Source organism: Gardnerella sp. c23Ub_4 (assembly GCF_055804115.1).
In genome coordinates, this window is the sequence record NZ_JANUYO010000001.1 from 673,116 (window position 1) to 698,185 (window position 25,070).

Sequence of the window (25,070 nt, forward strand, 5' to 3'; positions counted from 1 at the left end):
ACGTTACGAGTTTGCAAAAAATGCATGGTTCGCAAAGCTCTGCAAACTCTACAGATTATACAGATTCTGTGAATATCTCCGATTTCCCTGATTTGCCAGAGGTTAGCGAACAAGGTTTAACGCAAAGCGAAGTTTTTGATGCTGTAAATCGCGGATTTGTAAATGTTACGAATAATCGAACATCTAGGTCCGTTCTTTCTATTGTGCGCGCAAACGTGTTTACTCTTTTTAACGCAATCATTTTTGCAGCAATGGTTGTTGTTCTTGCCACTGGTTCTTGGAAAGACGCTGTTTTTGGCTTTGTGATTCTTATTAACACGGGTATTGGTGTTGTTACGGAGTTGCGCGCAAAGCGTACGCTCGACCGTCTTTCGATTCTTGTTGCTTCCAAATCGATTGTTCGGCGCGAAGGCAAAAATGTTTATGTTGATCATAGCGGTATTGTGCTTGGTGATTTGTTGTGGGTTCGTTCTGGCGACCAGGTTCCTGCAGATGCAAATGTTGTTAAATCTTGGGGCTTAGAAATGGACGAGTCCATGCTTACGGGCGAATCTGTGACTGTTCGTAAAGCTGCGGACGACTTTGTTTATTCTGGGTCTACTGCGGTTTCTGGCGTTGCTTTAATGCGCGTTACAGCTGTAGGAGATAACAGCTATGCGTCTAAGCTTGCTGCACAAGCAAAGGTCTATACAAAAACAATCTCCGATTTGAGTCGTGGAATTAACACGATTCTAAAGTGGATGACGATTGTTGTTGTTCCTCTTTGCGTTTTGCTTGTTTGGTCGCAAATCAATAAGGTTGGCGGATTTGCTGTAGCTTTACAGACGGGGCAGTGGAAGAGCGCTGTTGTTTCTGCTGTTGCTGGCGTTGTTGGCATGATTCCAGAAGGGCTTGTTCTTTTAACTTCGCTTAACTTTGCTGTTGCTGCAATGCGTCTTGCGCGTAAAAAAACGTTGGTTCAGGAGCTTGAATCTGTTGAAACTTTGGCTCGAGTGGATTGCCTTAATCTAGACAAAACTGGCACGATTACGGATGGCGGAATCGCGTTTGTTGGTGTTGACTTGATTGGTGATGGCTCGAATCGTTTGGTGAATCAAGCTTTGTTTGACTTATCTAACGAAGAAAATCCAAATGCTACAGGTTCTGCCATTATGGAAGGCCTTAAAAATCAAGGTGTTTCCTCTGCTTCTAGTGTTAGCGCTCGCTTGCCATTTTCGTCTGCAAGAAAGTGGAGCGCAATACGCTACGCGCTAAAAGACGGTAGATTTGAAACGTGGTATATGGGTGCTCCAGAGGTTTTGGCAACTGCGATTTGTGCACGCAAATCTAGTGTTGTTTCTAGCGATTTGCACGGTTCTATTGCTCCAGCGGTTGCAGAAGGCGGAATCAGCGATTCTGCGGTTTCTGGCGATTCTCCTTTCGATAATTACCATTTAACGGATTCGTTTAAGCAAATTTTGAATCGTGTAAACGAATACGCTCAGCAGGGTAATCGTGTTCTTCTTCTAGCTGTTGCTTATAGTGATTCTGGCGATTCTAATGATGCAACGTTCTCCAGTTCTCCAGTAGTGTCTACAAGCGCTCGCCCTGTTGCTTTAGTTCGATGCTCAGAGAAAATACGTGCTGACGCTCGTCAAACTCTTGCTTGGTTTAGGCAGCAAGGCGTTAGGTGTCGCGTTATTTCTGGCGATAATCCAACAACTGTTGCCTCTGTTGCCGAAAAAGTTGGTCTAACTGGTGACTCAAAGCCTGTTTCGATGGACGCAAGGCAGTTGCCTAAAGATATAAATCAACTTGCCGAGGTTCTTGAAAACGTTGACGTTTTGGGTCGCGTTTTGCCAGATCAAAAGAAGGCGATTGTTCAAGCTTTGCACTCTAAAGGCCATGTTGTAGCTATGACTGGCGACGGTGTGAACGACACGCTTGCGCTCAAAGAAGCAGACTTAGGCGTTGCAATGGGTAACGCTGCTCCAGCTGCTAAAGCTGTTGCGCAAGTTGTGCTTGTTGACTCACGCTTCTCGCATCTTCCAGACGTTGTTGCTAGAGGTCGTCAAGTAATGGCAAACATGGAACGTGTTGCAGGACTGTTCCTTGTTAAAACCGTGTATTCTGCACTGATTTCTGCGGGTGTGGTTTTGCTCGGTCTTAATTTCCCATATTTGCCTCGTCACATAACCTATATTGGTTCGTTAACCATTGGTATTCCAGCATTTTTGCTCGCTTTGGCTCCTAATACAAGGCGCTACGTTCCTGGATTCTTGCATCGTGTTGTTCGTTTTGCTTTACCAAATGGTATAGCTGTTGCTGTGTCTGTTTTGGTTGTGTCCATTCTTTCTCCTTTAATGCTTGCGCGCGGTCTTGATTCTTCTAACGCTAACGCTTCTAGGCTTATTGTTGAATCTGTGCACGCTGTTGGTGTAACTCGCACTATTTGTGCTGTTACTGTTTTTGTGCTCGGTGTTGCAGTTTTGGCTACAGTTTCTAAGCCACTTATCTCCTGGCGCGGAATTATGGTCTTATGCTTTGCTGCTGCTGGCGTTATTGGTGCATTTATACCGTTTGTTGCGCATTTCTTTGATTTGCATGTTCCTGTGAGTGGAAATGCAATGTTTGTTATGATTTGTGCTGTAATTTTTGCCTTTGTTATCTGGTTAGTTTTGCATCTTGTTAGTCACTTGATTGAAAACTGGATTGATAATGTAAACGACGGTAGTGTTTTGCACTCTTATGATAGTGATCGTTGACGTAGCGTGTCGTGCCTACTAACAATTGTGCTTACAATAGATATGTGTTCAGTATTTTAGAAATGTTCTCGGTTGGTGTAGGTCCTAGTTCTTCACACACTGTTGGTCCTATGCGCGCAGCGAATGCTTTTGTGACTTCTCTTCAAAAGAATGGAAGGCTTAAAGACGTTTCGCGTGTGCGAGTCACACTGTATGGCTCCTTGTCTCTTACTGGATTGGGGCATGGCACGGATCGTGCATCGGTTGCTGGTCTTGAAGGTAACCTTCCAGACGATGTTGATACGGAACACATGATGACTATTCGCGAAGATTGTAAGAAAAGCGGAACTTTAACACTTGCGCATAGTCATACTATCGAATTTGACTACGATTCCGATGTTGTTTTTGAAAAGTGGCGGCGCATGGCTGCACATCCTAATGGCATGCGGTTTGTTGCTTTGGACTCCTTTGGTAATACTGTTGACGAACAAGTTTGGTATTCGATTGGTGGCGGATTTATTCGCAAAGGCAATGCAAACGATAAGATGATTGGTTTGCATGACCGCGTTGATGAAAATGTGGAAGAAAGTGAAGATAAAACTAAAGATTCTAGTCATAAAGATTCTGAATCTTCTAGTGATTCGCGTGAAGACTCGTCTGTTCCATATCCTTTTACAACGTGCAAAGAACTTATCTCGATTTGCAAAAAAGAGCATAAGAGCATAAGTGACATTGTTTGGCAAAACGAACTTGCTTTGCATAACGGTAATTCCGAATATGTTCGTTCCTATTTGTTGCATGTTTGGGAAGTTATGGAAGAGTGTGTTGAAAATGGATGTAACTCTAAGCAGCAGATTCTTCCAGGCGGACTTGAGGTTCATAGGCGTGCTCCGCGTATGTATGCTCGTCTTGCTGCAAATTCCGATATGCTTAAGCAAAATCGTAGGCGAGCTGATTGCGCTCTGGAAGCTTCTGACTCTGCATGGGTAAATCTTTTTGCTCTTGCAGTAAGTGAAGAAAACGCTGGGGGTGGCCGTATTGTTACAGCTCCGACTAATGGATCCGCTGGTATTATTCCGGCTGTTTTGCAATACTATTGGCGTTTTGTAGACAGTTCTAGCGAGGAGGGAATAATAAAGTTCCTTCTTGCTTCTGGAGCTGTTGGCTATTTGTTTAAGCGCAATGCTTCTATTTCTGGTGCAGAAGTTGGGTGCCAGGGAGAAGTTGGTTCTGCGTGTTCTATGGCTGCTGCAGGCCTGTGCGAAGTTCTTGGCGGAACTCCGCAGCAGGTTGAAAATGCTGCCGAAATTGGTATTGAGCATCATCTTGGTCTCACTTGTGATCCGGTTGGTGGCTTGGTTCAGATTCCTTGTATCGAGCGCAATGCTATGGCTGCCAACACTGCTATTAACGCTGTTAGAATGGCTCTTCTAGGTGATGGCTCTCATATTGTTAGCTTGGATAGTGCTATTAAAACTATGAAGGAAACTGGCCAAGACATGATGTCTAAATATCGCGAAACATCTAAGGGTGGCTTAGCTGTGAACGTAGTTGAGTGCTAGTTATAGTCGTTGCATTTATAGCTATTTTTATTGCATTTTCCTTAAGAATGTTTTGCGTATTTGCTTGCATTGTGTTGCTATATTGTTATGCAAGTTATATGCGTATTGGCATAGGTAGCGGTTGAGTGCTAATCTAAAACACGCTATAAAATTGCAAAAATGTTATAATATTCAAAGTTTTTAATGAATAGTTTGTAAGTGTTAGTGGCTTTTTGCAAGCATTTACACATGTTTGTAAGGGATTATAAGAGGTTATAAAGGAGGCAAAATGGCACAGGATATGCCAGAAGTAGTTGCGGAATTTGGTACTACGCCAACGGTGACGTTCCCAGCGCTTGAGCCGCCAGCAGGGCTTAAGGTTGTTGAATTGGTAGAAGGCAATGGGCCTTTGGTTCGTGCTGGAGACACTGTTACCGTTAATTACCATGGCGTTGTTTGGGGAGCAAGTGAGCCTTTTGACTCTAGTTTTGCTCGTCATACTCCTGCCAGCTTTGGTATTGGTGTTGGCCAGGTTATTCAGGGTTGGGATCGTACTGTTCCAGGACATAATGTTGGTTCTCGCTTACTTGTTTCTATTCCGCCTGAGTATGGTTATGGTTCACGAGGTGTTCCGCAGGCTGGAATTGGTGGTTCGGACACCCTCGTTTTTGTGATTGATATTATTTCTACTCGCTAAACGCGAGTGATTGTTTTGTTGCTTTTATTCTTTATTCTTTGTTAAGGAGATTGCAAAATGGCTGAAGAAAAAATAATTCTGTTAACTAAAGAGGCCTACGATAAGCTTAAGGAAGAATTAGCTCATCGCGAGGGTGAATATCGTGATGAAATCACCGAGCGTATTGCTGCTGCTCGCGCCGAAGGCGATTTGTCTGAAAACGGTGGCTATCAGGCTGCTCGCGAAGAGCAGGGCAAGAACGAGGGTCGTATTAACGAGCTTATTGTTAAGCTACGCAACGCAAAGATTCTTGAGGCTCCAGAGGAAGGCCTTGTTGGCAATGGCTCTGTTGTTACTTTAGATCTTGCTGGTCGAGAGATGACTTATGTTCTTGGTTCTCGTGATATTGCTGTTGCTACCGATTACGATGTTATTAGTCCAGAATCTCCGATTGGTGCTGCAATTATTGGCGCTAAAGCGGGTGATACTGTTAGCTACTCTGCTCCAAATGGTCGCCAAATTTCTGTAACCATTAAGGATTCTCATCCACTCGCTTAAACAATGAATTTGTTTTAATAAGCGAGCACATACTTGTTATCTATCTATTTTCTCTAATCGCTGTGATTTAGAATCTATATGATTTATAGGTCACAGCGATTTTATTTATATGCTTATTTGTATCCGTTTAACAGTATTGCTCTTTAGCTGTTTTAATCTAGTAAATCTTGTAAATCTCTTAAATCATTAAATTTTTCTTAAAATGGTAACAACTTTGCCCATTATCTTTGCGTGAGACCCATCTATAGGGGAATACGCTGGATTGTGAGGCATAAGCCAAACGTGACCATTTTCTTTTCTAAACGTCTTTACAGTTGCTTCGTTATCTAGCAGCGCAGCAACAATATCTCCATTTGTTGCTTCGTTCTGTTCTCGCACAACAACATAATCACCGTCGCAAATTGCTGCGTCAATCATTGAATCTCCGTGTACTTCTAGCATGAACAGATTTCCGCTTCCAGTAAGTCTTTCTGGTAAACGCATAACATCTTCAACATGTTGTTCAGCTGTTATAGGTGTTCCTGCAGCGATTCTTCCAACAAGAGGAACATCGTGAGAGTTTATCAAAGACTCACTGTTATACATGCTCACATCGATAGCTGATTGTTTTTCAAGCAATGCATGGGCTTTTTCTTTATTCTTTTGTATAAAATCTCCAATAACTTCAATTGCTCTACCTTTATTTGCGCTTATTCGTATTAATCCTTTCATCTCGAGTGCTCGTAATTGATGTTTTACGGAAGAAGGACTTCTTAAGCCTACAGCTTCACCTATTTCTCTAAATGATGGAGGGAATCCATGTTCTTCGAGGCATTGCTGTATAGCATCCATGATTTTTCTCTGGCGATCTGTTAGTGGCTCAGCGTTGTGCGCCGCAGAATCACTAAGCTCGTTTTGGGTGGTATTCATGGTGTCTCCTTTCGTTGTTTTACATTCTAATACACTTTTCTAAAAAAATCAAACATATGTTCGACACGCCGTTGCATCTTTAGAACAAATGTGTCAAGATTAATACACTTGTTCGATAGAACAAATGTTCATGTCAATTAAAGAGTAAGAAAGGATAGTTATGTATAAGAACTCGAACTCTTCTAATGGTATTAGTTATTCAACGCTAAATCGTGCCGCTCTGGCTAATAAGGGTTACAAAAAACGCAAAAATAAATTATTTATTCGTTTTATAGTTTTTTCTGCGTTAGTTTGTTTTGCTTGGATTATTTTTATGCCAAAGCCAGCTGTTTCGGCCGTATCAAAATCCTTTGTAACGTATACTGTTCGACCTGGAGATACCTTGTGGAGTTATGCAAAATCAATAACAGATAAAAATGGCAATATTTCTGATTCTGTTGATTACCTTATGCAATTAAATAATCTTGATTCTCCAGATTTAGAAGTAGGGCAGTCTATACGCGTACCTTTTATTGACAACTAATTTTATTATTACAAATATTATTAGAATGGAGTATTCATGAGTACAGATTATGAATATAATTCGTCAGAATCATACGATTTGTTTGCATTATATTATTGCGATGATTCTGCATGTTGCAGTTGTCATGATTTAAGCGTTAAACCAATTGTTGAACCACTTGTTGTTATGGATGTATCTATATATCCATCTATTCGAGTGTTTTGCGATAAATTTTATAAAATATACGAGGAAAAATATGAAAAAATCGATTTATTTATATAAAACATTGAAATATATATAACATATTTAATTAATTTTTAGTATGCTGTATATATGCATTGTCCTTTTTGTAAGAATTCCGATACTAAGGTTATTGACACTAGAATCAGCGAGGATGGATATTCAATCCGTCGTAGGCGCGAGTGTCAGATGTGTGGTAATCGTTTTACAACAGTAGAAACTACGCAATTGCTTGTTATGAAGCGTTCTGGTTCTGTGGAACCTTTTGATAGGGCAAAAGTGGTTGCTGGTGTTGGAAAAGCTTGCCAGGGTAGACCAATAGATTCTGAGGAGCTAAAGACTCTTGGAATGGAAGTTGAAGCTGATTTACGCGCTCGTGGATTAGCTCAAATAACATCCGAAGATGTTGGAAAAGCAATATTAAAGCCGTTGCGTGAACTAGACGAGGTGGCGTATCTTCGTTTTGCTAGCGTATATCAGAATTTTACTGGTTTGGAAGATTTTGAACGTGCAATAGATGATCTTAAGAAAAGCAAGTGATTGTGCAATGTTTTACATTGAGTGAACACTTTGCGAATGTTGCTAAAAGTATAGGTTTGAGTATTTGAGTTTGTGTGAATGTTGATTTGCTGTTTGTTAGCGAATCGTTGAGTCTTAGAATAAATATGGTTATAGTGTGAGGGATAACCTGATTTGTTTGACCCAATTAAAGGGTCAAACAAATAACAAGGTTGTTAATAGTTGGGTTTACTCAGTACTTTTACTTCGCGATTATTACTTTGAAAAATTGGCGTCGTCTTGTGTGCGCAAGACAACAAGACGCTGTGTTGGTCTTGTCATTGCAACGTATAGATTTGCCGCTGCGCTAAGTCTGGATGCCGCTTCCTGCTCGATGGCAGAAGGTTGCATTAGAATTACCGCATCGTATTCCAATCCCTTAACATCTTCCGCATTGCAAACGCTAATTTGACTATCGTCAAAGTTTTGCTGAATTATGCGTGCATATTCCTTAGTCGAAAGATTCTTGCTAAGAGTATTTTTAACGATTTTGTTTGCATGCTCTATTAGTTCTTGAGGAACAATAATTGCTACGCGTCCGCTTCCGTCTTCGGAAACAAATTCGTTAAATAAGTCAATGCAATATTTAGCAAGCATATTATTAAGCTCATTTTGATTCTGAACCGTATGTGTAACAAGCGAATCTGGAACAGATCTAACTGCATTAACTGTTGATATATATAAGCCAGAATTATTTGCAACTTTTCCTGCAGCTTCAGAAACTTCTTTAGGATTACGGTAATTAATTGTTAGTTCATAAAGATCCCAGTTTTCGTTTCCAAACAATGAGCTCATGTTTTTTTGCCAACTATGTGTACCACCTAAAGAGGAGGTTTGTGCAACATCGCCAACAATTGTAAATGAGCGTGAAGGGCACCTGCGTATTAGCATACGCCAATCCATTGCAGTAAGCTCTTGCGCTTCATCTACAACAACATGGCCATAAGTCCACTCTCTATCAGACGCGGCAAGATTTGCAACCATATTTGCATCGTTACCTTGAATATTCTCAATAAGCATATCGGCGGTAATAATGCCATTCCCTATGCCATTTTGTGCAAGAGTATCGGAAGCATATTGCTGTTCTTCGAGTTTTTTACGAGCGATAGCAGCGTTTTGTGCTTCAATCTTTGGATCTGGGCCTAGTAGCTCCATAGCTTCGTCAAGAAGTGGGATGTCGGACTGAGTTAAAGGACTTCCTTTTGGTCTAATTAATGCACGAATATCATTTTCACTTAACCAAGGAGCATATATGCGAAGTTGTTCAGGTTTAGAAAAGAGTTGGTCTATAAGCCAATTGGCATTCATAGGTAGCCAAGCAAGATTTAATGTAATCTTGAGCTTATTTTCCATTCTAAGTTGCGAAGTAATGTCGGATATCTCCGCTTGGGAAGGAACATAATCAAGTTGTTCTAGATACCTGTTTCTAAGCGAACTTATAACTGACTTTACAAATGTTTTACGCGCCTGGTTATGAGGATGGTGTGTGCGCTGAGCGTCTAATTGCGCAAGCTCTATATCTTCCTTCTTTAATTGCACAGCAAAACCATTTATGCGTAGTGTTGGCAAATCTTTAGGAATACGTATTCTTGCGCAAATAGCGTTTTGAATAACGTTTTTCATACGGTACATTCCCTTAAGTTTTGCTGCATGAGGAGTGTCTTGCACTGTTGCATGAATGTTTGGGATTAAATCCGCTATAGTTCTGCTAACAACACCAGTTTCACCCAAAGATGGCAAAACTTGATCTATGTATCTTAAGAATGCGGAGCTTGGTCCTACGATCAAAACGCCTGATCTTTCAAGCTTTCTGCGATGCGTGTAGAGCAAGTATGCTGCTCTGTGCAAAGCTACTGCAGTTTTGCCTGTACCAGGTCCACCTTGAACAACAATTGTACGGTCAAGAGGAGCGCGAATAATGCGGTCTTGTTCTGCCTGAATGGTTGCAACAATATCCGTCATTTTTCCAGTTCTACGAGAACCTAGAGAAGCAAGCAATGCACCTTCGCCAGTAAGTGTTCCTTGCTTAGATGCTTTGTTTACTTCGTCTGAATGAATATCTAGAATCTCGTCTTCAACTCCTACAACTTCTCGGAATTTAAGAGTTATGTGCCTACGCATAACAATGTCTCCATGATTTGAAGGAGTTGCTTCGTAGAATGGTCTGGCTGCTTCTGCTCTCCAATCAGTTAAGATTGGGTCGTGATTTTCGCTTAGTAAACCGATTCTTCCAATGTAACGTCTTATGCCTTCTAGGCTGTCTAGTCTGCCGAACACGAGTCTATCTTCTACAGCTCTAAGTTGCGTTAAACGATCTTCGTACATTGTTGCAAAAGAATCTCGTTCTGTTCGCTGAGTTGGTGAGCCATGCGAGCCTGCAGCGCGTACAGAATCAAGCCTTGCTCGGATTGTTGAACGCAAGTTATCTAATCGACTGTAAGCGCAATCAACCGCTTGTTGTTCTTCGCTGAGTTGTGAGGAGTACGTAGACATTTGTGTCCGTTCTTCTTAAAAGTTGGGCTAAAACTAGGCGTTTAAGTATACCTCGAGGCTAATACACGTTGCATGTTTCCAATCTAAGTTAAAAAAATATTATTTTTTTACAAAAAAGTGGGGATTTTTGGTGAGAAATGGGGTAAAATGGTGAATGATGTGCAAGTGGCATATTGCATGTTGAAAAGGAGATGGATTTATGGCTAGTAATAAAGCTGGCGCAAATGCGCAAGATAAAGCCAATTTCTCCTTTAAGCATGCTCAAAATCCATCTGGTTATGATTCTCAAAATACGGCTCAAGCTAATGCCCAAGATGCGCATATGCCAATGCAAAATTCTCAAGCGTACGCTCAGCCTTATTATGTGATGCCGCAAATGCCGCAAATGTATCAAGCGCAGCAAATGCCTCAAATGCCTGTTATGCAGCCTGTTATGCAGCCTCAACCTACGTCTTCGGCTTTTACATCCACTCCTTTGCCTCAAGACGCGGTTTTTGGCGCTAATAGTTTGCAAAGTCAGGCTAATAATCACGTAAAGAATCCGATACTTCTTGGAACTTATTCTCCAAAAATAGATGCAAAGGGTCGCGTTGCTTTACCTGCAAAATTCAGATCCCAATTGGGCGATGGTTTTGTTATGGCTCGCGGACAAGAGCGATGCGTTTATGTTCTTCCAATGCAAGAGTTTGAGCGTATTACAACTCAGATTCAGCTCACATCTATGAGTAATAAGTCTGCAAGAGACTACCTTAGAGTCTTCCTTTCTGGCGCTGTTGATCAGGAGCCAGATAAGCAAGGTCGTATAGTAGTGCCTCCAATGCTAAGGGATTATGCAAATCTTGGAGATGAGATTGTTGTAATTGGTGTTGGAACTCGCGCAGAAATATGGAACAAATCTGCTTGGAACAATTATCTTGCAGATAAAGAGCAAGATTATGCAGATATTGCAAATGATGTTCTTCCGGCGGTGGCACAATGAAAGATTTATCTACAATTCATGCGCCAGTTCTGTTGGAAGACTGTGTAAATCTTGTTTCTCCAGCATTAGATCACAAAGATTCTATTGTTGTTGATTGCACTCTTGGACTTGCGGGTCACGCAACAGCTTTTCTTAAAGCTGCTCCACTTGCAACTCTTATTGGAATAGATAGAGATAGTGAAGCTCTTGGCTTAGCGACAAAAAGAATGCGCGACGAAGGCTTAGAGAATCGTTTTATTCCTGTGCATGCTGCATTTGATGAAGTTGACAAAGTTCTTGAAGATTTAGAAATCGATAAGATTGACGCAGCGTTTATGGACTTGGGTCTTTCTAGTTTGCAAATAGACGAGGAAGATAGAGGATTTTCTTATTCTCATAACACAGCCTTAGATATGCGTATGGATACAACTCAAAGTGTTACTGCTGAAACCATTCTTGCTACTTATAGTGCATCCAGTCTTGCTCAAATATTCCGTGAGTATGGTCAAGAACGTTTTTCTGGGCCAATCGCAAGAAAAATAGTGCAAGTTAGACAAGAGAATCCAATAAAAACATCTGGTCAACTTGTTGATTTAGTGGATCATGTTATTCCGCGTGCTCATCGTGCTCCAGGAAATCCAGCTAAACGAGTTTTTCAGGCTCTTAGAATCGAAGTTAATGGAGAGCTGGATAAGCTTTCTAGGACTTTACCAAAGCTTGCTTTGCGCTTAAATAACGGCGGCAGAATTGTTGTTGAGTCTTATCATTCTTTGGAAGATATTACGGTTAAGCGTTTTATGAATAAAGGCTTAGAAGTAGATGTTCCAGCAAATATGCCAATTATTCCGCAAAGTGCAAAACCTTTCTTTAAGTCTTTAACTCGCGGAGCTATTAAAGCATCTAAAGAAGAAATTGCAAATAATACAAGGTCTTCTTCTGTTCGCTTACGCGCAGTGGAGCTTATTAGAGATATTCCAGATAGGTGGATTAAAGACTTTACAGCTATTGCTCAAGGAGAAGATTCATCTTTGCATCGTTCTTCTTCTAAAGCGAATGGTGTAAATAACAGCAAAGGAGGCAGGTTCTAATGGATAAGCCAAGTAAAAACCGTGCTTCTAGGATTGCTGCGTCTTATGCAAGTTCATCTGCTCCTGCTGGGCGAGTAAACGAGAAAGCAGCTGGTAATAATTCAAGGCAAAATCGTGTTTTAAAGTCGATTCCATTAGTGTTTAGTGCCTCTGACCGTAGGTCTTACACAGTAATGAATCACTTACATAGAGTTATAGAGTGGAGTAACACTCGTAAAGCTCCTCTTTTCAACTTGATTATTGTTGTTATTTTCCTTTTTGTTACGCCTACTACGTCTTTGTTGTTGCGAACAAAAATGGCGGAGATATCTTTTGAACAAGCTGCCACTCAATCAAGTATCTCTAGGCTTCGTCAAGATGTGGAAACTGCGCAAACAAAGTTAGATGCGCTAGAAGCGGATCTTCCAGCAAAAGCACAAGATATGGGAATGATTCCACAACAGGGAGCAATAACAGTTGATTTAAGTGCTTATGCAAACAAAAAGAAGGCAGAACAAGCTGCGATTGAAGCTCAAAAAGCTAAGCCAGAGCAAGCAAAGCAAAAACTTAAACAACAACAAACTAAACCAGATAAAACTAAACCAGATAAAACTAAACAACAAACTAAACAACAGCCAGAACAAAAAAATAAGGAGAAACATTGATGAACCGCCTAATCAAGCAACGTTTCGCCAAATACTCAGGCAAAATGAAAACAGTATTGTATTATGCCAAACTTGCTGGTAAAAAGTTGCGCTCTACTACAAGCAGAGTGAGCAAAATCAGCAAGAGCAGATTCAATACGAGTAAGTTGTACAGATCATACGGCAGTAATGCCGCGCGTTCTGGTTCTGGTTATGCTTCTTCTGGAGCTAATGCACGTTATGGCGCTCAAACTAGCGTTATACGAAACACGGTTTTTGCAAAAAAGTGTATTGCTGTTGCAATGATATTCGCGTTTATTGCGTCTATAGCAATAGTAAAGCTTAGCTTTATACAGTTAATCAATGCACGTTCTACTGCTCAGGCGGCGCAGGCAGAACGTAGTAGGACTCGTCCAATACTCGCTCGTAGAGGGCGTATTTTGGACGCAAATGGTGCTGTTTTGGCTCAGAGTGTTGAAAGATATAACATAATTGCAGATCCAATGAATGCTCAGTCCTTTAAACCAACTCCTTGCACAAAGCAAACTGCTGGGAATTGCCATGCAATTAATGGCAAAGACGTTGAAGGAACGGGCGCTGTTGCTGTAGCACGTCTTTTGGCTCCTATTTTGCATATGAGTTCTGTTGAAATTGGCGGAAAAATTGCAGGTGTAGGGCGTTATGCTGTTATAAAAAGAAACGTTAAGCCTTCTGTTAAGCGTGCAATAGATAAGCTTAATCTTTCTGGGTGTGTTTATGCAGAAAATAGCAGTGAGCGCGTATATTCAAGTGGTCCTATTTTAGGCGCTTTGATTGGCTCTGTTAAAGACGCAGAAGAAAGCAGCCGAAAAGAAGCTAAGGGCAGAAGAGGCGAAGTTGGTGAATCTGGCTTGGAGCTTTCTCAAGACAAAGTTTTAACTGGTAAAGATGGTTACCAAAAATATCAGGGAAATAACGTTGGAAATGAGAAAATTCCTGGAACGGTAAGTGAATATAAAGAGGCTGTAAACGGTAACGACATAAAGCTAACTATTGATAGCGATGTAGATTGGTACGTTAAGAAGGTTCTTCTAGATGGTATGAATAAGTACAAAGCTGGATGGGGCGTTGCTGTTGTTCAAGATATTCGCACTGGAGAAATTGTTGCTCTAGAAGATAGCGATAATATTAAAGCTGGTTCTGCCGAAGCTAGAGCATCTGTTTCTAAGGCTGTTAGCCAGGTATTTGAGCCAGGCTCTATTGGCAAAGTATTCTCAGTTGCTGGAATGCTTCAAACTGGAGCACGCCAGCTAACGGATAAGTTTGCTGTTCCTGGAAGCATTGAAAAGCAAGGTCAACTTTTCCATGATGCTCACAGCCACGGTGTTATGAAGCTTACTTTAGCAGGCATTTTAAAGGAATCTTCTAACGTTGGCATGATTATGGCTGGCGAAAAGTATCCAAATAACAAGCGTTATGAATTCTTGTCTAAGTTTGGAATTGGGCAATTAACTGGCCTGGATTTGCAAGGAGAATCCCAAGGTTTGTTCCCGAGTGTGCAAGCGTGGGATGGTCGTAAGCAAAATACTGTTTTATTTGGTCAGGGATATGCAACAAACGTTTTGCAAATCACCAATGCTATTTCAACAATCGCCAATAAGGGCGTAAGGCTTAAGCAATCGATTATCAAGTCTGTAATCGACCCACATGGCAGAATTACTGAGCGCAAGAGGCCACAAGGAACTCGCGTTTTAGATGAACACGTTGCTGATCAAATGTTAAATGCTATGGAATCCGCGGCAGAATATTACGGTAGCTACATATCTGTTAATGGATATCGCATTGCTGCAAAGAGTGGTACTGCAGAGGTTGCTGGATTTGGTGGATCGCTTAGCTCTATTGTTGCAGACTGTGCGGCAATATTGCCTGTCGATAACCCTCGTTTTGCAATAACAGTTGCATTAAGCAATCCAGAAGGCACATTCGGCGTTTACACAGCAGCTACTCTTATAAAAACAATAGGCGAGTTCTTAATGCAAAAGTACAACGTTCCAGTATCAACTCCTCGCAGCAACCCTATTGCTGTACAATGGTGATACATAGTGAACAAGGGCGAGTGCAAGTATGAATGCTGTTGATGAATTTTCTAGAACAAGAGTAACTCTTGGTTTTGCTGCGCAACAATATGGTTTTGAAGTAATACCATCTTTTGCTTCTGGAATAACAATTACTTCTTTAGCGTGCGACGTTAGGAATGTTAAGCCTGGGTGTCTTTTTATTCCTGCAAATCGCGTAGATAAAAGACAATTGGAAGCTGCTAGAGATGCTGGAGCATACGCAGCAATGGTTACTCCAGAGTTTAGGTCCGAAGCGATGAGCGTTGGTATTCCACTTTTAGTTTCCTCTAACAATCCAGTAACTTTGGGTAAACTTGCTTGCGATGTTAATAATGACCCATCTTCTTTTATAGCGACTTTTGCGGTTGCTGGCGATGATGATGACGAAGTCTATGCAAATGTTATACGATTAGCTGATTTTCTTCATATGCTTGGCAACCCAATTGGTGTTATAAGCGCTGCAGGGTCTAATTCTCTTCAGCGAGAACTGGATTTAGAATATCCGCTTGGAATCGTGGATATTCAGCACAATTTGTCGGTATGTGTAGAAGATGGTGCTGCAGCTGTTGTTATAGCGTTAAATTCTGCAACTCTTAAAAAAGACGCTTTGCAATCTGTAAACATTGATGTTCTTGGAGTTGAAAGCAATAATGCGCTAGCAATGGCAGGAAGTCTTGATTTGTATAAGTCAGATTCCAGTTTGCAAGCTATTGAACACAGTGGTGGCGATTTGGCATATGATTCAAGCTTGGCAAATTCAAAAGATAAGTCGCAAGCAAGCGGCGCATTAGAAGCCAAATCTAAAGTGAATGCTAATTCAGAAGATTCGCAAGATTCGTATGAGTCTAAGTCTAAAGAATCATCGGAATCACTTATATATAGTAATAGAAAAGATGATTCTAAGATTGATTCTAAGATTGACGAATCAAGCATAAAATCTGCGCGCCCTGTAATGAGTTTTTATAATTTGCAACAAAGGTATGGATTTATAAGTCACGAAAGATCTTATTGTGTAATGCGTTCTAGGGAATCCGATGAGTTAGCTGCATTAGCAGATCAAATCGGCGGCAAAAGTGTTAGTAAACATCTTTCTCTTTCAATCGCAATGGTTCTTGCTGCTGGTGTTAGAAGAGGTACAATTAAGAGCGCGTTGCGAGTATCTCACGAACTAAAATAGAAACCAATATATTTTAAGAGCAGAAAATGTTTTCAATAGAGCAAAATAGCAAGCAAAATAGCATGCAAAATAGCATGCAAAATAAAATTACAGACACTGTTTTTACGCAAGATAGTACTCATATGATGCCTATGAGCATTAAAGAGGTATCAGATGCTGTTAACGCAAGCGAGCTTTTATGTGGTTCGTCTGCATCTTGCGATTCTGCGTCTTGCGATTCGGCGTCTTGTGGTTCGTCTGCATCTTGCGATTCTGTAAAAAGCATCGATATTGTTAATTTCGCTACAAGTGATTCGCGTAACGTTGCTTGCGGAGCGGTATTTATTGCTATAAAGGGCGAGCGAGTAGATGGACACGATTTTGTTCAAAAAGCGGCTCAGCTTGGAGCCAAAGCTGCGATTGTGGAACATGCTGTTTTGCTGGATGAAAGTGTGCAAAACAAGATTGCGCAAATAGTTGTTAAAAATTCGGTTGAAGCGCTTGGACTTTTAGCAAAACATAATTTAGTTCGCCGCCGCGCGTTAAATACGCCATTTAGCATTATTGGCATAACTGGTTCCGTTGGAAAAACTACCACAAAAGATATGCTTAATGCTTTGCTTTCAACGCTTGGCAATACAGTTGCGCCCGTTGGCTCTTTTAATAACGAGATTGGATTGCCGTTAACGTCTTTGCGTGTAAACGAGAATACGCGATTCCTTATTGCGGAGATGGGTGCAAATCATGTTGGAGAAATCGCAATGCTCACAACTATTGCGCCTCCAGACTTATCGGTTGTGCTAAAAGTTGGTGTTGCTCATTTGGGCGAATTTGGATCTGTAGAAAAAATTGCGCAAGCTAAGAGTGAGATTGTTAGGGGACTTTTGCCTCATGGTGTTGCGATTTTGAATGCAGATGATTTTCGCGTTTCGGCTATGAACAAGCTGGCTGACCAAGATAAAGTTCGCTGGTTTGGCTTAAATGTTGATAATAATGGCAATTTTGATGCGTCGAATAATGGCAATTATCAATTACGCGCGCAAAATATTTCTTTAGACGAAAGTGGTTGTGCAAAATTTACGATTATCGAGAGCGAAAAAATCGCGACTAGTGAAAATAGTGCGACTAGCGAAAATAGTGCAACACTACATCTTGCGCTTCCTGGCGTGCACAATGTTATGAATGCTCTTGCTGCATCAAATGTTGCACGATATTTTGGAATGAGTCTTAAAAACATTTCTCTAGTTTTGAATAAAGTTTCGCATATTAGCCCGCATCGTATGCAAATTTCTGTTATTTGCAAAGATGATAAAAAGTTTACACTTATTGACGATTCATTTAATGCAAATCCAGACTCTATGAAAGCAGGAATTGATGGATTATGCTCTTATGAGTCCGATGATTCTTCTGGTTCTGTAGACTCTGCTGATTCCTCTAAGCGTGTATACACTAAACTTTTTAGAATCGCTGTTTTAGGCTCAATGTTGGAACTTGGAAAAGACGAATATAATATGCATGAGTCTATAGGAAAATATGTTGCACAAAAGAATATTGACGCAATAATTTCCGTTGGATCTTCCACGAGTGAAAAATTAGATGAATTAGCTTCTTGCGTAGCTAAAGGTGCTAGAGATAATTGGCGAAATAACAGAAATAACAGTGTAAATAAGTATCAAAATGACAATGTTGATTCTAAACACAACGTGTATTTTGTTCATGATTGCGTTGAGGCGAATAATATTGTTTGGAGTCTTGTGGCTGAGCATTCTAGTACTGTTGTGTTGTTAAAGGGGTCTCATGCTTCGGGGCTGAGCGTTTTGGCTGAAAGCTGGGCTAAACTTAGTAAGAGCCTTAACACTAGCCTTAACAAAAATACGGAGGTTAACCTGTGATTGCGCTTATTGTGGGAATAGTGGTTTCGCTAATAGTAACTATTGTTGGCACGCCGCTTTTAATCCGCTTAGTACACCGATTAAATTACGGACAATACATTCGCCAAGACGGCCCGCAATCCCATTTAGTTAAGCGTGGCACTCCTACAATGGGCGGTGTTGTTATTAATCTTGCTGTTGTAGTTGGCTGGGCTGCATCTGCTTTATACAGGTATTTTTCTGTTGGCAGAACGCCTTCTTGGTCTGCAGTTCTTGTTCTTTTTGCAATGCTTTCAATGGGCTTTTTAGGTTTTGTTGATGATTTTGCAAAGGTTAGAAAAAAGCAGAATCTTGGCCTTTCTGTGCGAGCAAAGTTATTCGGTCAGATTATTTTTGCAAGCATTTATGCGCTTTTGGCTCTTATGCTTCCAACTCAGTCGGGCATTGCAAGTGCGCAGCCTGGCATGAGTTTTATAGAAAAGCCATTCTTTGATTTTTCTATGTTTGGCAAAGCAATAGGAATTGTAATTTTTATTGTTTGGGTAAACTTTTTAATGGCTGCATGGTCTAATGCTGTAAATCTTACAGATGGGTTAGACGGTCTTGCTGCTGGATCTTCTATGATTGCTTTTGCAGGATATGCGCTTATAGCTTTTTGGGAAAGTTACCACGTTAAAGGCGGCGGTCATTTTGGATTCTCTTATGCTGTATCGGATCCGCTTGATTTAACAATTATTTCTGTTTGTGCTGCTGTTGCTTGCTTTGGATTCTTGTGGTACAACTCAAATCCTGCTCAAGTGTTTATGGGAGACACTGGTTCCTTGGCTTTAGGTGGCCTTTTTGCTGCGCTATCCATTGCTACTCACACAGAGTTTTTGGCTGTTATTTTAGGCGGACTTTTTGTTGCAGAAACTTGCAGCGATGTGATTCAGGTTGGTTGCTTTAAGTTGACGCATAAGCGCGTGTTCAAAATGGCGCCAATCCACCATCATTTTGAGCTTGTTGGATGGGCAGAAGGCAAAGTTGTTGTTCGTTTTTGGATGATTGAGCTTATGTTTGTTCTGTCTGCATTGATGACGTTCTATGCGGATTGGGCAGGTCGTTCTGGACTGTTGATTTAAGGTGATTATATGAGCAATGTTGCAAATGATTTGTGCAAGGAGTTCTCTTTGCACAATGAGTTCCCGTTCCATAACGTTCTTGTAGCAGGATTAGGTGTTTCTGGCATAGGAGCCATGGAAGTGCTTAAAACTGTTGGCGCTAATGCGATTAGCGCAGACGAGCGTAAGGAAGAAGCGCAAATCCACGATTTTTCTAAAATCGATTGGAACACGATTGATGCCGTTGTAACATCGCCAGTTTTTAACCCTAGAACGCCTTTTATTCTAGAGGCTCAAAAGCGCAATATTCCAGTCATCAGCGAAGTGGAGCTTGCGTGGCTTGTGCGCGTAAAGTCGCTTAAAACTAATCTTCCAGCTGCATGGATTGGAATTACTGGAACAAATGGAAAAACATCTACAACAGAGATGACTTCCGATATGCTTACAGCTTGCGGTCTAGATGCTCCTGCAGTTGGCAACATTGGCAAGTCTGTTTCTTACGCTGCGCTAGAAAAAGAACACGACGCGTTATGTGTTGAATTAAGCTCCTTCCAACTTCATTTTACTAATTCCTTAGAGTTGGATTGCGCTGCGATTACTAATATTGCGGCTGACCATTTGGATTGGCACGGCGGCATTGAAGCTTACGCAAAAGATAAGTCGAAAGTTTTTAATGGAGTTAAAAAAGCGCTTGTGTATAATGCTCAAGATTCACGAGTTAGCGAATTAGCAAAAAAGGCACAAGTCAAAGATGGTTGTAAAAAAATCGGTTTTACGCTCAGCGCGCCAAAATGCGGAGAAATAGGCGTTGAAAATGGTTGGATTGTAGACAAAAGTGGCGTTTCTGGCGCAAAAGTTGGTGATCCAGTCAAAATAGTAGCGCTAAAAGAACTAAAACACTTATGCGAGCCAGATGGAAGCGTGTATCCTCATCTTCTTGCAGACGCACTAACTGCACTAGCTCTAACTCTTGGCTTAAAACAAGACGTTGAAAATGCAGTTAAAGCATTGTGCAACTTTGCTCCAGGAGGGCATAGGATTCAAACTGTTGCAACTCTAAAAGCTAAAGATAATCTTCCAGAACACTCGATTCGTTTTGTGGACGATTCAAAAGCTACTAATGCTCATGCTGCTGCAGCCTCTATTTCTAGTTTCGGCAAAAAATCCGTAATTTTGATTGCTGGAGGTCTTGCAAAAGGTGGCCATTTTGAAGATTTAGTTAATCAAAATCGTAGTATTATTAAGGCTGTTGTTGTTATTGGGCTAGATCAAAAGCCGATTGTAGAAGCGCTTAATTCTAAAGGTCAAGGTATTCCTGTAACAATAGTTTCCGCGAATGGCGAAAGTTGCGAATCTTTTGATTCTGTAGATGATCGCGTTCTTAAAGAGGTTGAAAAGTCGCCAGTCCTTAGCGCGGATTCTACTTTGGGTCAAAAAGTTATTTCTACAGCTGTTCAAGCTGCTGGAAGGTACGCGCAGCCTGGAGATGTTGTTCTTCTGGCACCAGCATGCGCTTCTATGGATCAATTTGTTTCTTACGCAGATCGTGGCAATCGTTTTGCTAAAGAATCTGAGCGATGGGTTAAGAGCCATGAATGAGAACAATAAAAAAGCTAGCTCATCAAGTTCTAGAAGCCCTAAAAAGCTTAAAAAACGCGGTTTTGGCATTTTTGGTGGCAGATCTTTTAGTAGTAAATCTTCTGGAACTAAGGCAGATTCATCTACTAATATTTCGGGTGTTCAAGAAACATTTAGTGATAATACAAAGGCTTTTAAGCAATACGTTGGTATTCGCAGTATTTTTAACCCATTGTGGTGTCTTTTTGGACTAAGAATATCTGTTGTAATATTAACCGTTTTTGGCTTATTTATGGTGTTTTCAAGCTCGTCGGTAACGATGATTACTTACGGAGCTGGCCCTTGGGGTTCTGGAATGAGCCAACTGTTTTATTGCATTATTGGTCTTGTTGGATATTTGATTTTTTCACATCTTCCTGTTGATTTTTATAAAAGCAGGATTATTACCATTTACGCAATATCGGTTTTTATGCAATTTTTGACTTTTGTTCCAGGTATTAGGCACGAGGTTAATGGTAATGCTAGCTGGATCAAAATAGGCCCGCTTACAATGCAACCAGCAGAAATCACCAAACTTGCTATATGTATTTGGCTACCAATGGCACTTATTCTTGCAAAAAAGGCTTATAAGCGTGTTGCTATGCGCGCATATATTCCAACAGTTGTAGCTTTGGGTGTTTCGGTTCTTTTAGTTGTTGCAGGCAAGGATCTTGGTACGGCTCTTATTATTTTGCTTATTGCTGTTGTGGCGTTTTATGTGGGAGGATTCCCTACAAAATGGCTTGTTGTGGCCCTTCTAACGGCTTGTGCAGCGGTTTTATTGCTTGTTGTGACTAGCCAAAATCGTATGCGTCGTATTCTTGCTACGATTCATGGATGCGATGCAAAGTCGATTAGAGGCGTTTGTTTTCAGTCGATTCATGCGCAATACGCAATGGCGTCTGGTGGAATAATGGGGGTTGGCATAGGTAATTCTAGAGAAAAGTGGAATTATTTGCCGTATGCTCACAACGATTTTATTTTTGCAATCATTGGCGAAGAGATGGGCTTTATTGTTGCTTCTTGCGTAATCCTTCTTTACATTGTAATTGGATGGTGCTTGCTAACTTCTGCCTTGCAATCAACAAATAAGCTTGTTTCAATATCTCTTATTAGCATTGCTACTTGGATTGTTGGCCAAGGACTAATAAACATTTTGGTTGTTGTTCAGATTTTGCCAGTTATGGGCGTTCCTATGCCATTTGTTTCCGCAGGTGGATCTTCTCTTGTTATGTGTCTTCTTGCGATGGGTGTTGCGGATAGTTTTATTAAGAGCAATCCGAACATAAAATTTGGGAATAAATGGTCATTAAAGCGTGCAAAATCGCGGCAGCAAAGTGGTGATTAATCAGCTCAATAATAAACAAGTGTTAATCAAAAACAAGTGTTAATCAAAATTGGGAAAGTATTATAAAATTATAAAATCCGCTTTTCGTAAAAATTTTGTTTAATTTATATTTAATTGTTAAGTCATATATTAAAGTTTTAAGTAGATTAGTTCTGATTGGGATTTCTGATTGGGATTATTAAATAAGCAGATTGTAGGTGGCGAATTGGCGCAAGATCAATATAAAGATAGCAATTCTTTGCATGTTGTTCTAGCAGGCGGGGGCACTGCTGGTCACGTTAATCCTCTTCTTTCTGTAGCGCATGCATTAAAAGATTTAGATGAGTCGGTAGAAATCAGTGTTATTGGCACTAATGCTGGTTTAGAAAAAACGCTAGTTCCTAAGTCTGGTCTGCCATTAGACGTTATTGAAAAAGTTCCATTCCCTAGAAAACCTAATTTGTACATGCTTAAGTTTCCTTTTAAGTGGATTCGCGAAACGCGCAAGGTTGCTAAGATTCTTGAGCAAAGGCATGCGAATATTGTTGTTGGATTTGGCGGTTACGCGTCTGCTCCAGTTTATGCACAAGCGCATAAAATGCATTTGCCTATTGTGATTCATGAGCAAAATGCGCGCGCTGGAATGGCAAATAAGCTTGGCGCGCGTTGGGCAAGCATGATTGGGTGCGTTTACGATGGCACTGGTTTAGTCGCAAAGGCGGCGTCGAATAGCAAAGCTATAAGAGTTGGTCTTCCTCTTAGAAAATCCATATCCGATTTATGCGCAAAGATTACTCAAGACATTGATTTAGCTAGATTTGAAGGCGCTAAAAATCTTGGACTAGACCCTAGCAGGCCGATTATTCTTGTAACTGGCGGGTCTTTGGGTGCTAAAAGCATTAACGAAGCTGTTTCTATTGCTGCTGGCGATTTACTCAAATGCGCGCAAATCATTCATCTTACGGGTAGCGGAAAATCTAAAGAAGTTAAAGATAATGTTGAGCGTTCGGCTGGTCTTAATCAAATAAACGACATTAAGCCAGAGCATGCAGGCCTTGGTGATTACCATATTTGCGAATATTTAGAGCGAATTGATTGGGCTTTTGCTTGCGCGGACTTGGTTATTTGCCGATCGGGCGCTGGAACTGTTGCAGAAGTTTCGGCGATTGGCGTTCCTGCAATCTACGTGCCGCTTCCAATTGGAAACGGCGAACAGCGATTTAACGCGCAGCCTGTTGCAAACGCAGGAGGAGCGATTATTGTAAACGATTGCGATTTTAGCGATGATTGGATTCGCGCTAACGTGTTGAAATTGCTTAATAACCCAGACGAGCTTTGCCAAATGCGTGAAAAAGCTTGGAAATACGGCATTCGTAATGCTGCAAGAGTAATGGCAGAGCATATTCTTAAGATTGCAAAAGAAAGCAAAAAATAATCATGGAAATTAATATGAATCCTATTTGTGCTGCTTTTAGTAAAGATCAGACTGTAAATTCTTTAGGTTCTGTGCATTTTATTGGCATTGGTGGCGCTGGAATGAGCGTTTTAGCAGAGATGTTGCACGAAGAAGGCGTTAGCGTAAGCGGATGCGATAGTAAAGAAAGCGACCACACAAATCGCTTAGAAGAACTCGGAATAAGTGTACAGATTGGTCAAAGTGCAAGCCATGTAAAAAATGCGGATATTCTTGTGTACTCTAGCGCGATTAAACCGAACAATCCAGAAGTAGTGGCGGCTGCGCAAAATGGCGTAAAACTTGTTCATAGAAGTGACATTTTATCTTTACTTTTAAGCTCTAAAAAAGGTGTGACTGTTGCGGGAGCGCATGGTAAGACTACAACAAGCTCTCTTTTGGCTCATATTTTGAAAGTTTGTGGTAAAGGCGATTTAGCAGACCCGAGTTATGCGATTGGCGGTTCGATTCAAGCGCAGGGCGGCGGCGAAGTTGACGGAGGTCATGCTGGTTGCGGAAGTGTTATGGTTGCAGAGGCGGACGAATCCGACGGCAGCTTTGAAAAATACAATCCATATATTGCAATTGTTACAAACGTAGAAGCGGACCACCTAGACCATTATAAGAATGCGCAAAATTATCGCGCAGCGTTTGTTGAGCATTTAAGCCACGCTCTAGGATTTATTGTGATTTGTGCAGACGATGATGGCGCTCGCGCTGTTCTAGAGGATTTAAGCGATGATTCTCTTAAAAAAACAATCGCCTACGCAAGTAGTAAGAATAGTGTTTCTTGCTTAAGTAATAGAGTAAAAAGCCTTGTAAAGTTTGCGTTTATTAATCACGAAATCGAACAGACGGGTAGTGGCAGCGAGTCGTTTGCTATTGACTTTAACGGCGATTCTATAAGCGTTAATCTTATGATTCCAGGCTTGCACAATGCTAGAAACGCGTGTGCTGCGATTATTGCAGCAACACTTTTGGGTATGAATCCTAAAGATGCAGCAGATGGAGCTTCGAGCTTCCTTGGTGCTTCTAGAAGATTTGACATTCGCGGATGCGTTGGCGGAGTAACGGTTGTAGACGATTACGCGCATCATCCTACAGAAATCGACGCTCTTTTGCGCGCCGCAAGAAGAAGATACCCAGATTCTACGATTCGCGTGCTTTTCCAGCCACATCTGTTTTCTAGAACGCGCTCTTTTGCGCGCGAATTTGCTTCTGCTTTATCTCTTGCAGATGACGTAATCGTAACTGGCATTTTCCCAGCTCGAGAAAAGCAGGAAGATTTTCCAAATATTCACGCTTCGACTATTGTTAACGCAGCTAAAGAGTGTGCGCTTAATTGCAATATTGAAGCTGTAGAAGACATGGAGGATGGTGCTTTGCTTCTTGCTCGCCGAGCTAATAGTGGAGATGTACTTTTTACGGTTGGTGCTGGAAGCATTACCACTATGACGTCTGTTATGCTAGAAGAGTTACGCTTAAAGCAATAAGCTAAATGGGCAATAATAGTCGGCAAACAAGCGATAATAAGCAATCTGTAAAGTCGCAAATAAAGTCGCAAATAAAGTAGTAAATAAA

20 protein-coding genes are annotated in these 25,070 nt (G+C 41.0%); 18 read left to right on the plus strand and 2 right to left on the minus strand.

From position 1 onward, the window contains the following. The first annotated feature begins 20 nt into the window (after positions 1-20). From NYP67_RS02655 to NYP67_RS02670, 4 genes are all read left to right on the plus strand, one after another. Positions 21-2,744, plus strand: coding sequence for an HAD-IC family P-type ATPase (locus NYP67_RS02655; protein WP_473411214.1), 2,724 nt, complete (start codon positions 21-23; stop codon positions 2,742-2,744). Positions 2,745-2,806: 62 nt separating this feature from the next. Further along, the gene (locus NYP67_RS02660; protein WP_473411215.1) at positions 2,807-4,285 is read left to right on the plus strand and encodes an L-serine ammonia-lyase; all 1,479 of its coding nucleotides are present in this window, start codon (positions 2,807-2,809) and stop codon (positions 4,283-4,285) included. 268 nt (positions 4,286-4,553) lie between these two features. Continuing rightward, a complete protein-coding gene (locus NYP67_RS02665; RefSeq protein ID WP_004130076.1) occupies positions 4,554-4,961 on the plus strand; it encodes an FKBP-type peptidyl-prolyl cis-trans isomerase in 408 nt (135 codons plus the stop codon). Positions 4,962-5,018: 57 nt separating this feature from the next. Next, positions 5,019-5,498, plus strand: coding sequence for a GreA/GreB family elongation factor (locus tag NYP67_RS02670; RefSeq protein WP_004132677.1), 480 nt, complete (start codon positions 5,019-5,021; stop codon positions 5,496-5,498). A gap of 186 nt (positions 5,499-5,684) precedes the next feature. Here the strand turns inward: NYP67_RS02670 and lexA are convergent, their stop codons facing one another. Beyond that, positions 5,685-6,407: a transcriptional repressor LexA gene (gene lexA / locus NYP67_RS02675; protein WP_004130078.1), complete on the minus strand. Its 723-nt coding sequence runs from the start codon at positions 6,405-6,407 to the stop codon at positions 5,685-5,687. A gap of 160 nt (positions 6,408-6,567) precedes the next feature. Here lexA and NYP67_RS02680 point away from each other — a divergent pair, with 160 nt between their 5' ends. From NYP67_RS02680 to nrdR, 3 genes are read left to right on the plus strand one after another with little or no spacing between them, the layout of a single operon-like run. Further along, positions 6,568-6,930 carry a LysM peptidoglycan-binding domain-containing protein gene (locus tag NYP67_RS02680; protein ID WP_115757299.1) on the plus strand — a complete coding sequence of 121 codons (363 nt, stop codon included), beginning with the start codon at positions 6,568-6,570 and terminating at the stop codon, positions 6,928-6,930. Positions 6,931-6,966: 36 nt separating this feature from the next. After that, positions 6,967-7,191, plus strand: coding sequence for a hypothetical protein (locus NYP67_RS02685; protein WP_004130095.1), 225 nt, complete (start codon positions 6,967-6,969; stop codon positions 7,189-7,191). Between the two features lie 51 nt (positions 7,192-7,242). After that, positions 7,243-7,689 (plus strand): transcriptional regulator NrdR, encoded by a 447-nt coding sequence (nrdR, locus tag NYP67_RS02690; protein WP_032812895.1) that lies wholly within the window; start codon positions 7,243-7,245, stop codon positions 7,687-7,689. 234 nt (positions 7,690-7,923) lie between these two features. Here the strand turns inward: nrdR and NYP67_RS02695 are convergent, their stop codons facing one another. Next, positions 7,924-10,200 carry a HelD family protein gene (locus NYP67_RS02695; RefSeq protein WP_248899319.1) on the minus strand — a complete coding sequence of 759 codons (2,277 nt, stop codon included), beginning with the start codon at positions 10,198-10,200 and terminating at the stop codon, positions 7,924-7,926. Between the two features lie 199 nt (positions 10,201-10,399). On the opposite strand from NYP67_RS02695, the gene mraZ reads away from it, so the two are divergent. The 11 genes from mraZ (at position 10,400) to murC (ending at position 24,982) form a co-directional block, all read left to right on the plus strand. After that, positions 10,400-11,179, plus strand: coding sequence for a division/cell wall cluster transcriptional repressor MraZ (gene mraZ / locus NYP67_RS02700; RefSeq protein ID WP_415695108.1), 780 nt, complete (start codon positions 10,400-10,402; stop codon positions 11,177-11,179). Then, the gene (gene rsmH, locus NYP67_RS02705; RefSeq protein WP_128831844.1) at positions 11,176-12,246 is read left to right on the plus strand and encodes a 16S rRNA (cytosine(1402)-N(4))-methyltransferase RsmH; all 1,071 of its coding nucleotides are present in this window, start codon (positions 11,176-11,178) and stop codon (positions 12,244-12,246) included. Before mraZ ends, rsmH begins: the two co-directional genes overlap by 4 nt. Beyond that, positions 12,246-12,890: a hypothetical protein gene (locus NYP67_RS02710; RefSeq protein WP_128813952.1), complete on the plus strand. Its 645-nt coding sequence runs from the start codon at positions 12,246-12,248 to the stop codon at positions 12,888-12,890. Before rsmH ends, NYP67_RS02710 begins: the two co-directional genes overlap by 1 nt. Beyond that, the gene (locus tag NYP67_RS02715) at positions 12,890-14,944 is read left to right on the plus strand and encodes a peptidoglycan D,D-transpeptidase FtsI family protein (protein ID WP_415695110.1); all 2,055 of its coding nucleotides are present in this window, start codon (positions 12,890-12,892) and stop codon (positions 14,942-14,944) included. Before NYP67_RS02710 ends, NYP67_RS02715 begins: the two co-directional genes overlap by 1 nt. Positions 14,945-14,972: 28 nt before the next feature. Further along, positions 14,973-16,142, plus strand: a complete 1,170-nt coding sequence (locus NYP67_RS02720) for a UDP-N-acetylmuramyl peptide synthase (protein WP_353938716.1) — start codon at positions 14,973-14,975, stop codon at positions 16,140-16,142. A gap of 74 nt (positions 16,143-16,216) precedes the next feature. Continuing rightward, positions 16,217-18,013 (plus strand): UDP-N-acetylmuramoyl-tripeptide--D-alanyl-D-alanine ligase, encoded by a 1,797-nt coding sequence (locus tag NYP67_RS02725; RefSeq protein WP_473411216.1) that lies wholly within the window; start codon positions 16,217-16,219, stop codon positions 18,011-18,013. Continuing rightward, positions 18,010-19,113, plus strand: coding sequence for a phospho-N-acetylmuramoyl-pentapeptide-transferase (gene mraY, locus NYP67_RS02730; protein WP_018619883.1), 1,104 nt, complete (start codon positions 18,010-18,012; stop codon positions 19,111-19,113). The genes NYP67_RS02725 and mraY overlap by 4 nt, the downstream gene beginning before the upstream one ends. Positions 19,114-19,122: 9 nt before the next feature. After that, a complete protein-coding gene (gene murD / locus NYP67_RS02735) occupies positions 19,123-20,691 on the plus strand; it encodes a UDP-N-acetylmuramoyl-L-alanine--D-glutamate ligase (RefSeq protein WP_473411154.1) in 1,569 nt (522 codons plus the stop codon). Continuing rightward, entirely contained in the window at positions 20,684-22,057 is a 1,374-nt protein-coding gene (locus NYP67_RS02740) for an FtsW/RodA/SpoVE family cell cycle protein (RefSeq protein ID WP_473411155.1), read from the plus strand. Before murD ends, NYP67_RS02740 begins: the two co-directional genes overlap by 8 nt. Before the next feature lie 205 nt (positions 22,058-22,262). Continuing rightward, complete coding sequence (locus NYP67_RS02745; protein ID WP_473411217.1) at positions 22,263-23,471, plus strand: UDP-N-acetylglucosamine--N-acetylmuramyl-(pentapeptide) pyrophosphoryl-undecaprenol N-acetylglucosamine transferase; 1,209 nt, start codon at positions 22,263-22,265, stop codon at positions 23,469-23,471. A gap of 2 nt (positions 23,472-23,473) precedes the next feature. Then, entirely contained in the window at positions 23,474-24,982 is a 1,509-nt protein-coding gene (gene murC / locus NYP67_RS02750) for a UDP-N-acetylmuramate--L-alanine ligase (RefSeq protein ID WP_473411156.1), read from the plus strand. Positions 24,983-25,070 lie beyond the last annotated feature (88 nt).

Excerpts from the sequence above, each read along its gene's own strand:
- NYP67_RS02655 (WP_473411214.1), top strand. The coding sequence starts at position 21 with ATGCATGGTTCGCAAAGCTCTGCAAACTCTACAGATTATACAGATTCT.
- NYP67_RS02660 (WP_473411215.1), top strand. The coding sequence starts at position 2,807 with ATGTTCTCGGTTGGTGTAGGTCCTAGTTCTTCACACACTGTTGGTCCT.
- NYP67_RS02665 (WP_004130076.1), top strand. The coding sequence starts at position 4,554 with ATGGCACAGGATATGCCAGAAGTAGTTGCGGAATTTGGTACTACGCCA.
- NYP67_RS02670 (WP_004132677.1), top strand. The coding sequence starts at position 5,019 with ATGGCTGAAGAAAAAATAATTCTGTTAACTAAAGAGGCCTACGATAAG.
- lexA (WP_004130078.1), bottom strand. The coding sequence starts at position 6,407 with ATGAATACCACCCAAAACGAGCTTAGTGATTCTGCGGCGCACAACGCT.
- NYP67_RS02680 (WP_115757299.1), top strand. The coding sequence starts at position 6,568 with ATGTATAAGAACTCGAACTCTTCTAATGGTATTAGTTATTCAACGCTA.
- NYP67_RS02685 (WP_004130095.1), top strand. The coding sequence starts at position 6,967 with ATGAGTACAGATTATGAATATAATTCGTCAGAATCATACGATTTGTTT.
- nrdR (WP_032812895.1), top strand. The coding sequence starts at position 7,243 with ATGCATTGTCCTTTTTGTAAGAATTCCGATACTAAGGTTATTGACACT.
- NYP67_RS02695 (WP_248899319.1), bottom strand. The coding sequence starts at position 10,200 with ATGTCTACGTACTCCTCACAACTCAGCGAAGAACAACAAGCGGTTGAT.
- mraZ (WP_415695108.1), top strand. The coding sequence starts at position 10,400 with ATGGCTAGTAATAAAGCTGGCGCAAATGCGCAAGATAAAGCCAATTTC.
- rsmH (WP_128831844.1), top strand. The coding sequence starts at position 11,176 with ATGAAAGATTTATCTACAATTCATGCGCCAGTTCTGTTGGAAGACTGT.
- NYP67_RS02710 (WP_128813952.1), top strand. The coding sequence starts at position 12,246 with ATGGATAAGCCAAGTAAAAACCGTGCTTCTAGGATTGCTGCGTCTTAT.
- NYP67_RS02715 (WP_415695110.1), top strand. The coding sequence starts at position 12,890 with ATGAACCGCCTAATCAAGCAACGTTTCGCCAAATACTCAGGCAAAATG.
- NYP67_RS02720 (WP_353938716.1), top strand. The coding sequence starts at position 14,973 with ATGAATGCTGTTGATGAATTTTCTAGAACAAGAGTAACTCTTGGTTTT.
- NYP67_RS02725 (WP_473411216.1), top strand. The coding sequence starts at position 16,217 with ATGCAAAATAAAATTACAGACACTGTTTTTACGCAAGATAGTACTCAT.
- murD (WP_473411154.1), top strand. The coding sequence starts at position 19,123 with ATGAGCAATGTTGCAAATGATTTGTGCAAGGAGTTCTCTTTGCACAAT.
- NYP67_RS02740 (WP_473411155.1), top strand. The coding sequence starts at position 20,684 with ATGAATGAGAACAATAAAAAAGCTAGCTCATCAAGTTCTAGAAGCCCT.
- murC (WP_473411156.1), top strand. The coding sequence starts at position 23,474 with ATGGAAATTAATATGAATCCTATTTGTGCTGCTTTTAGTAAAGATCAG.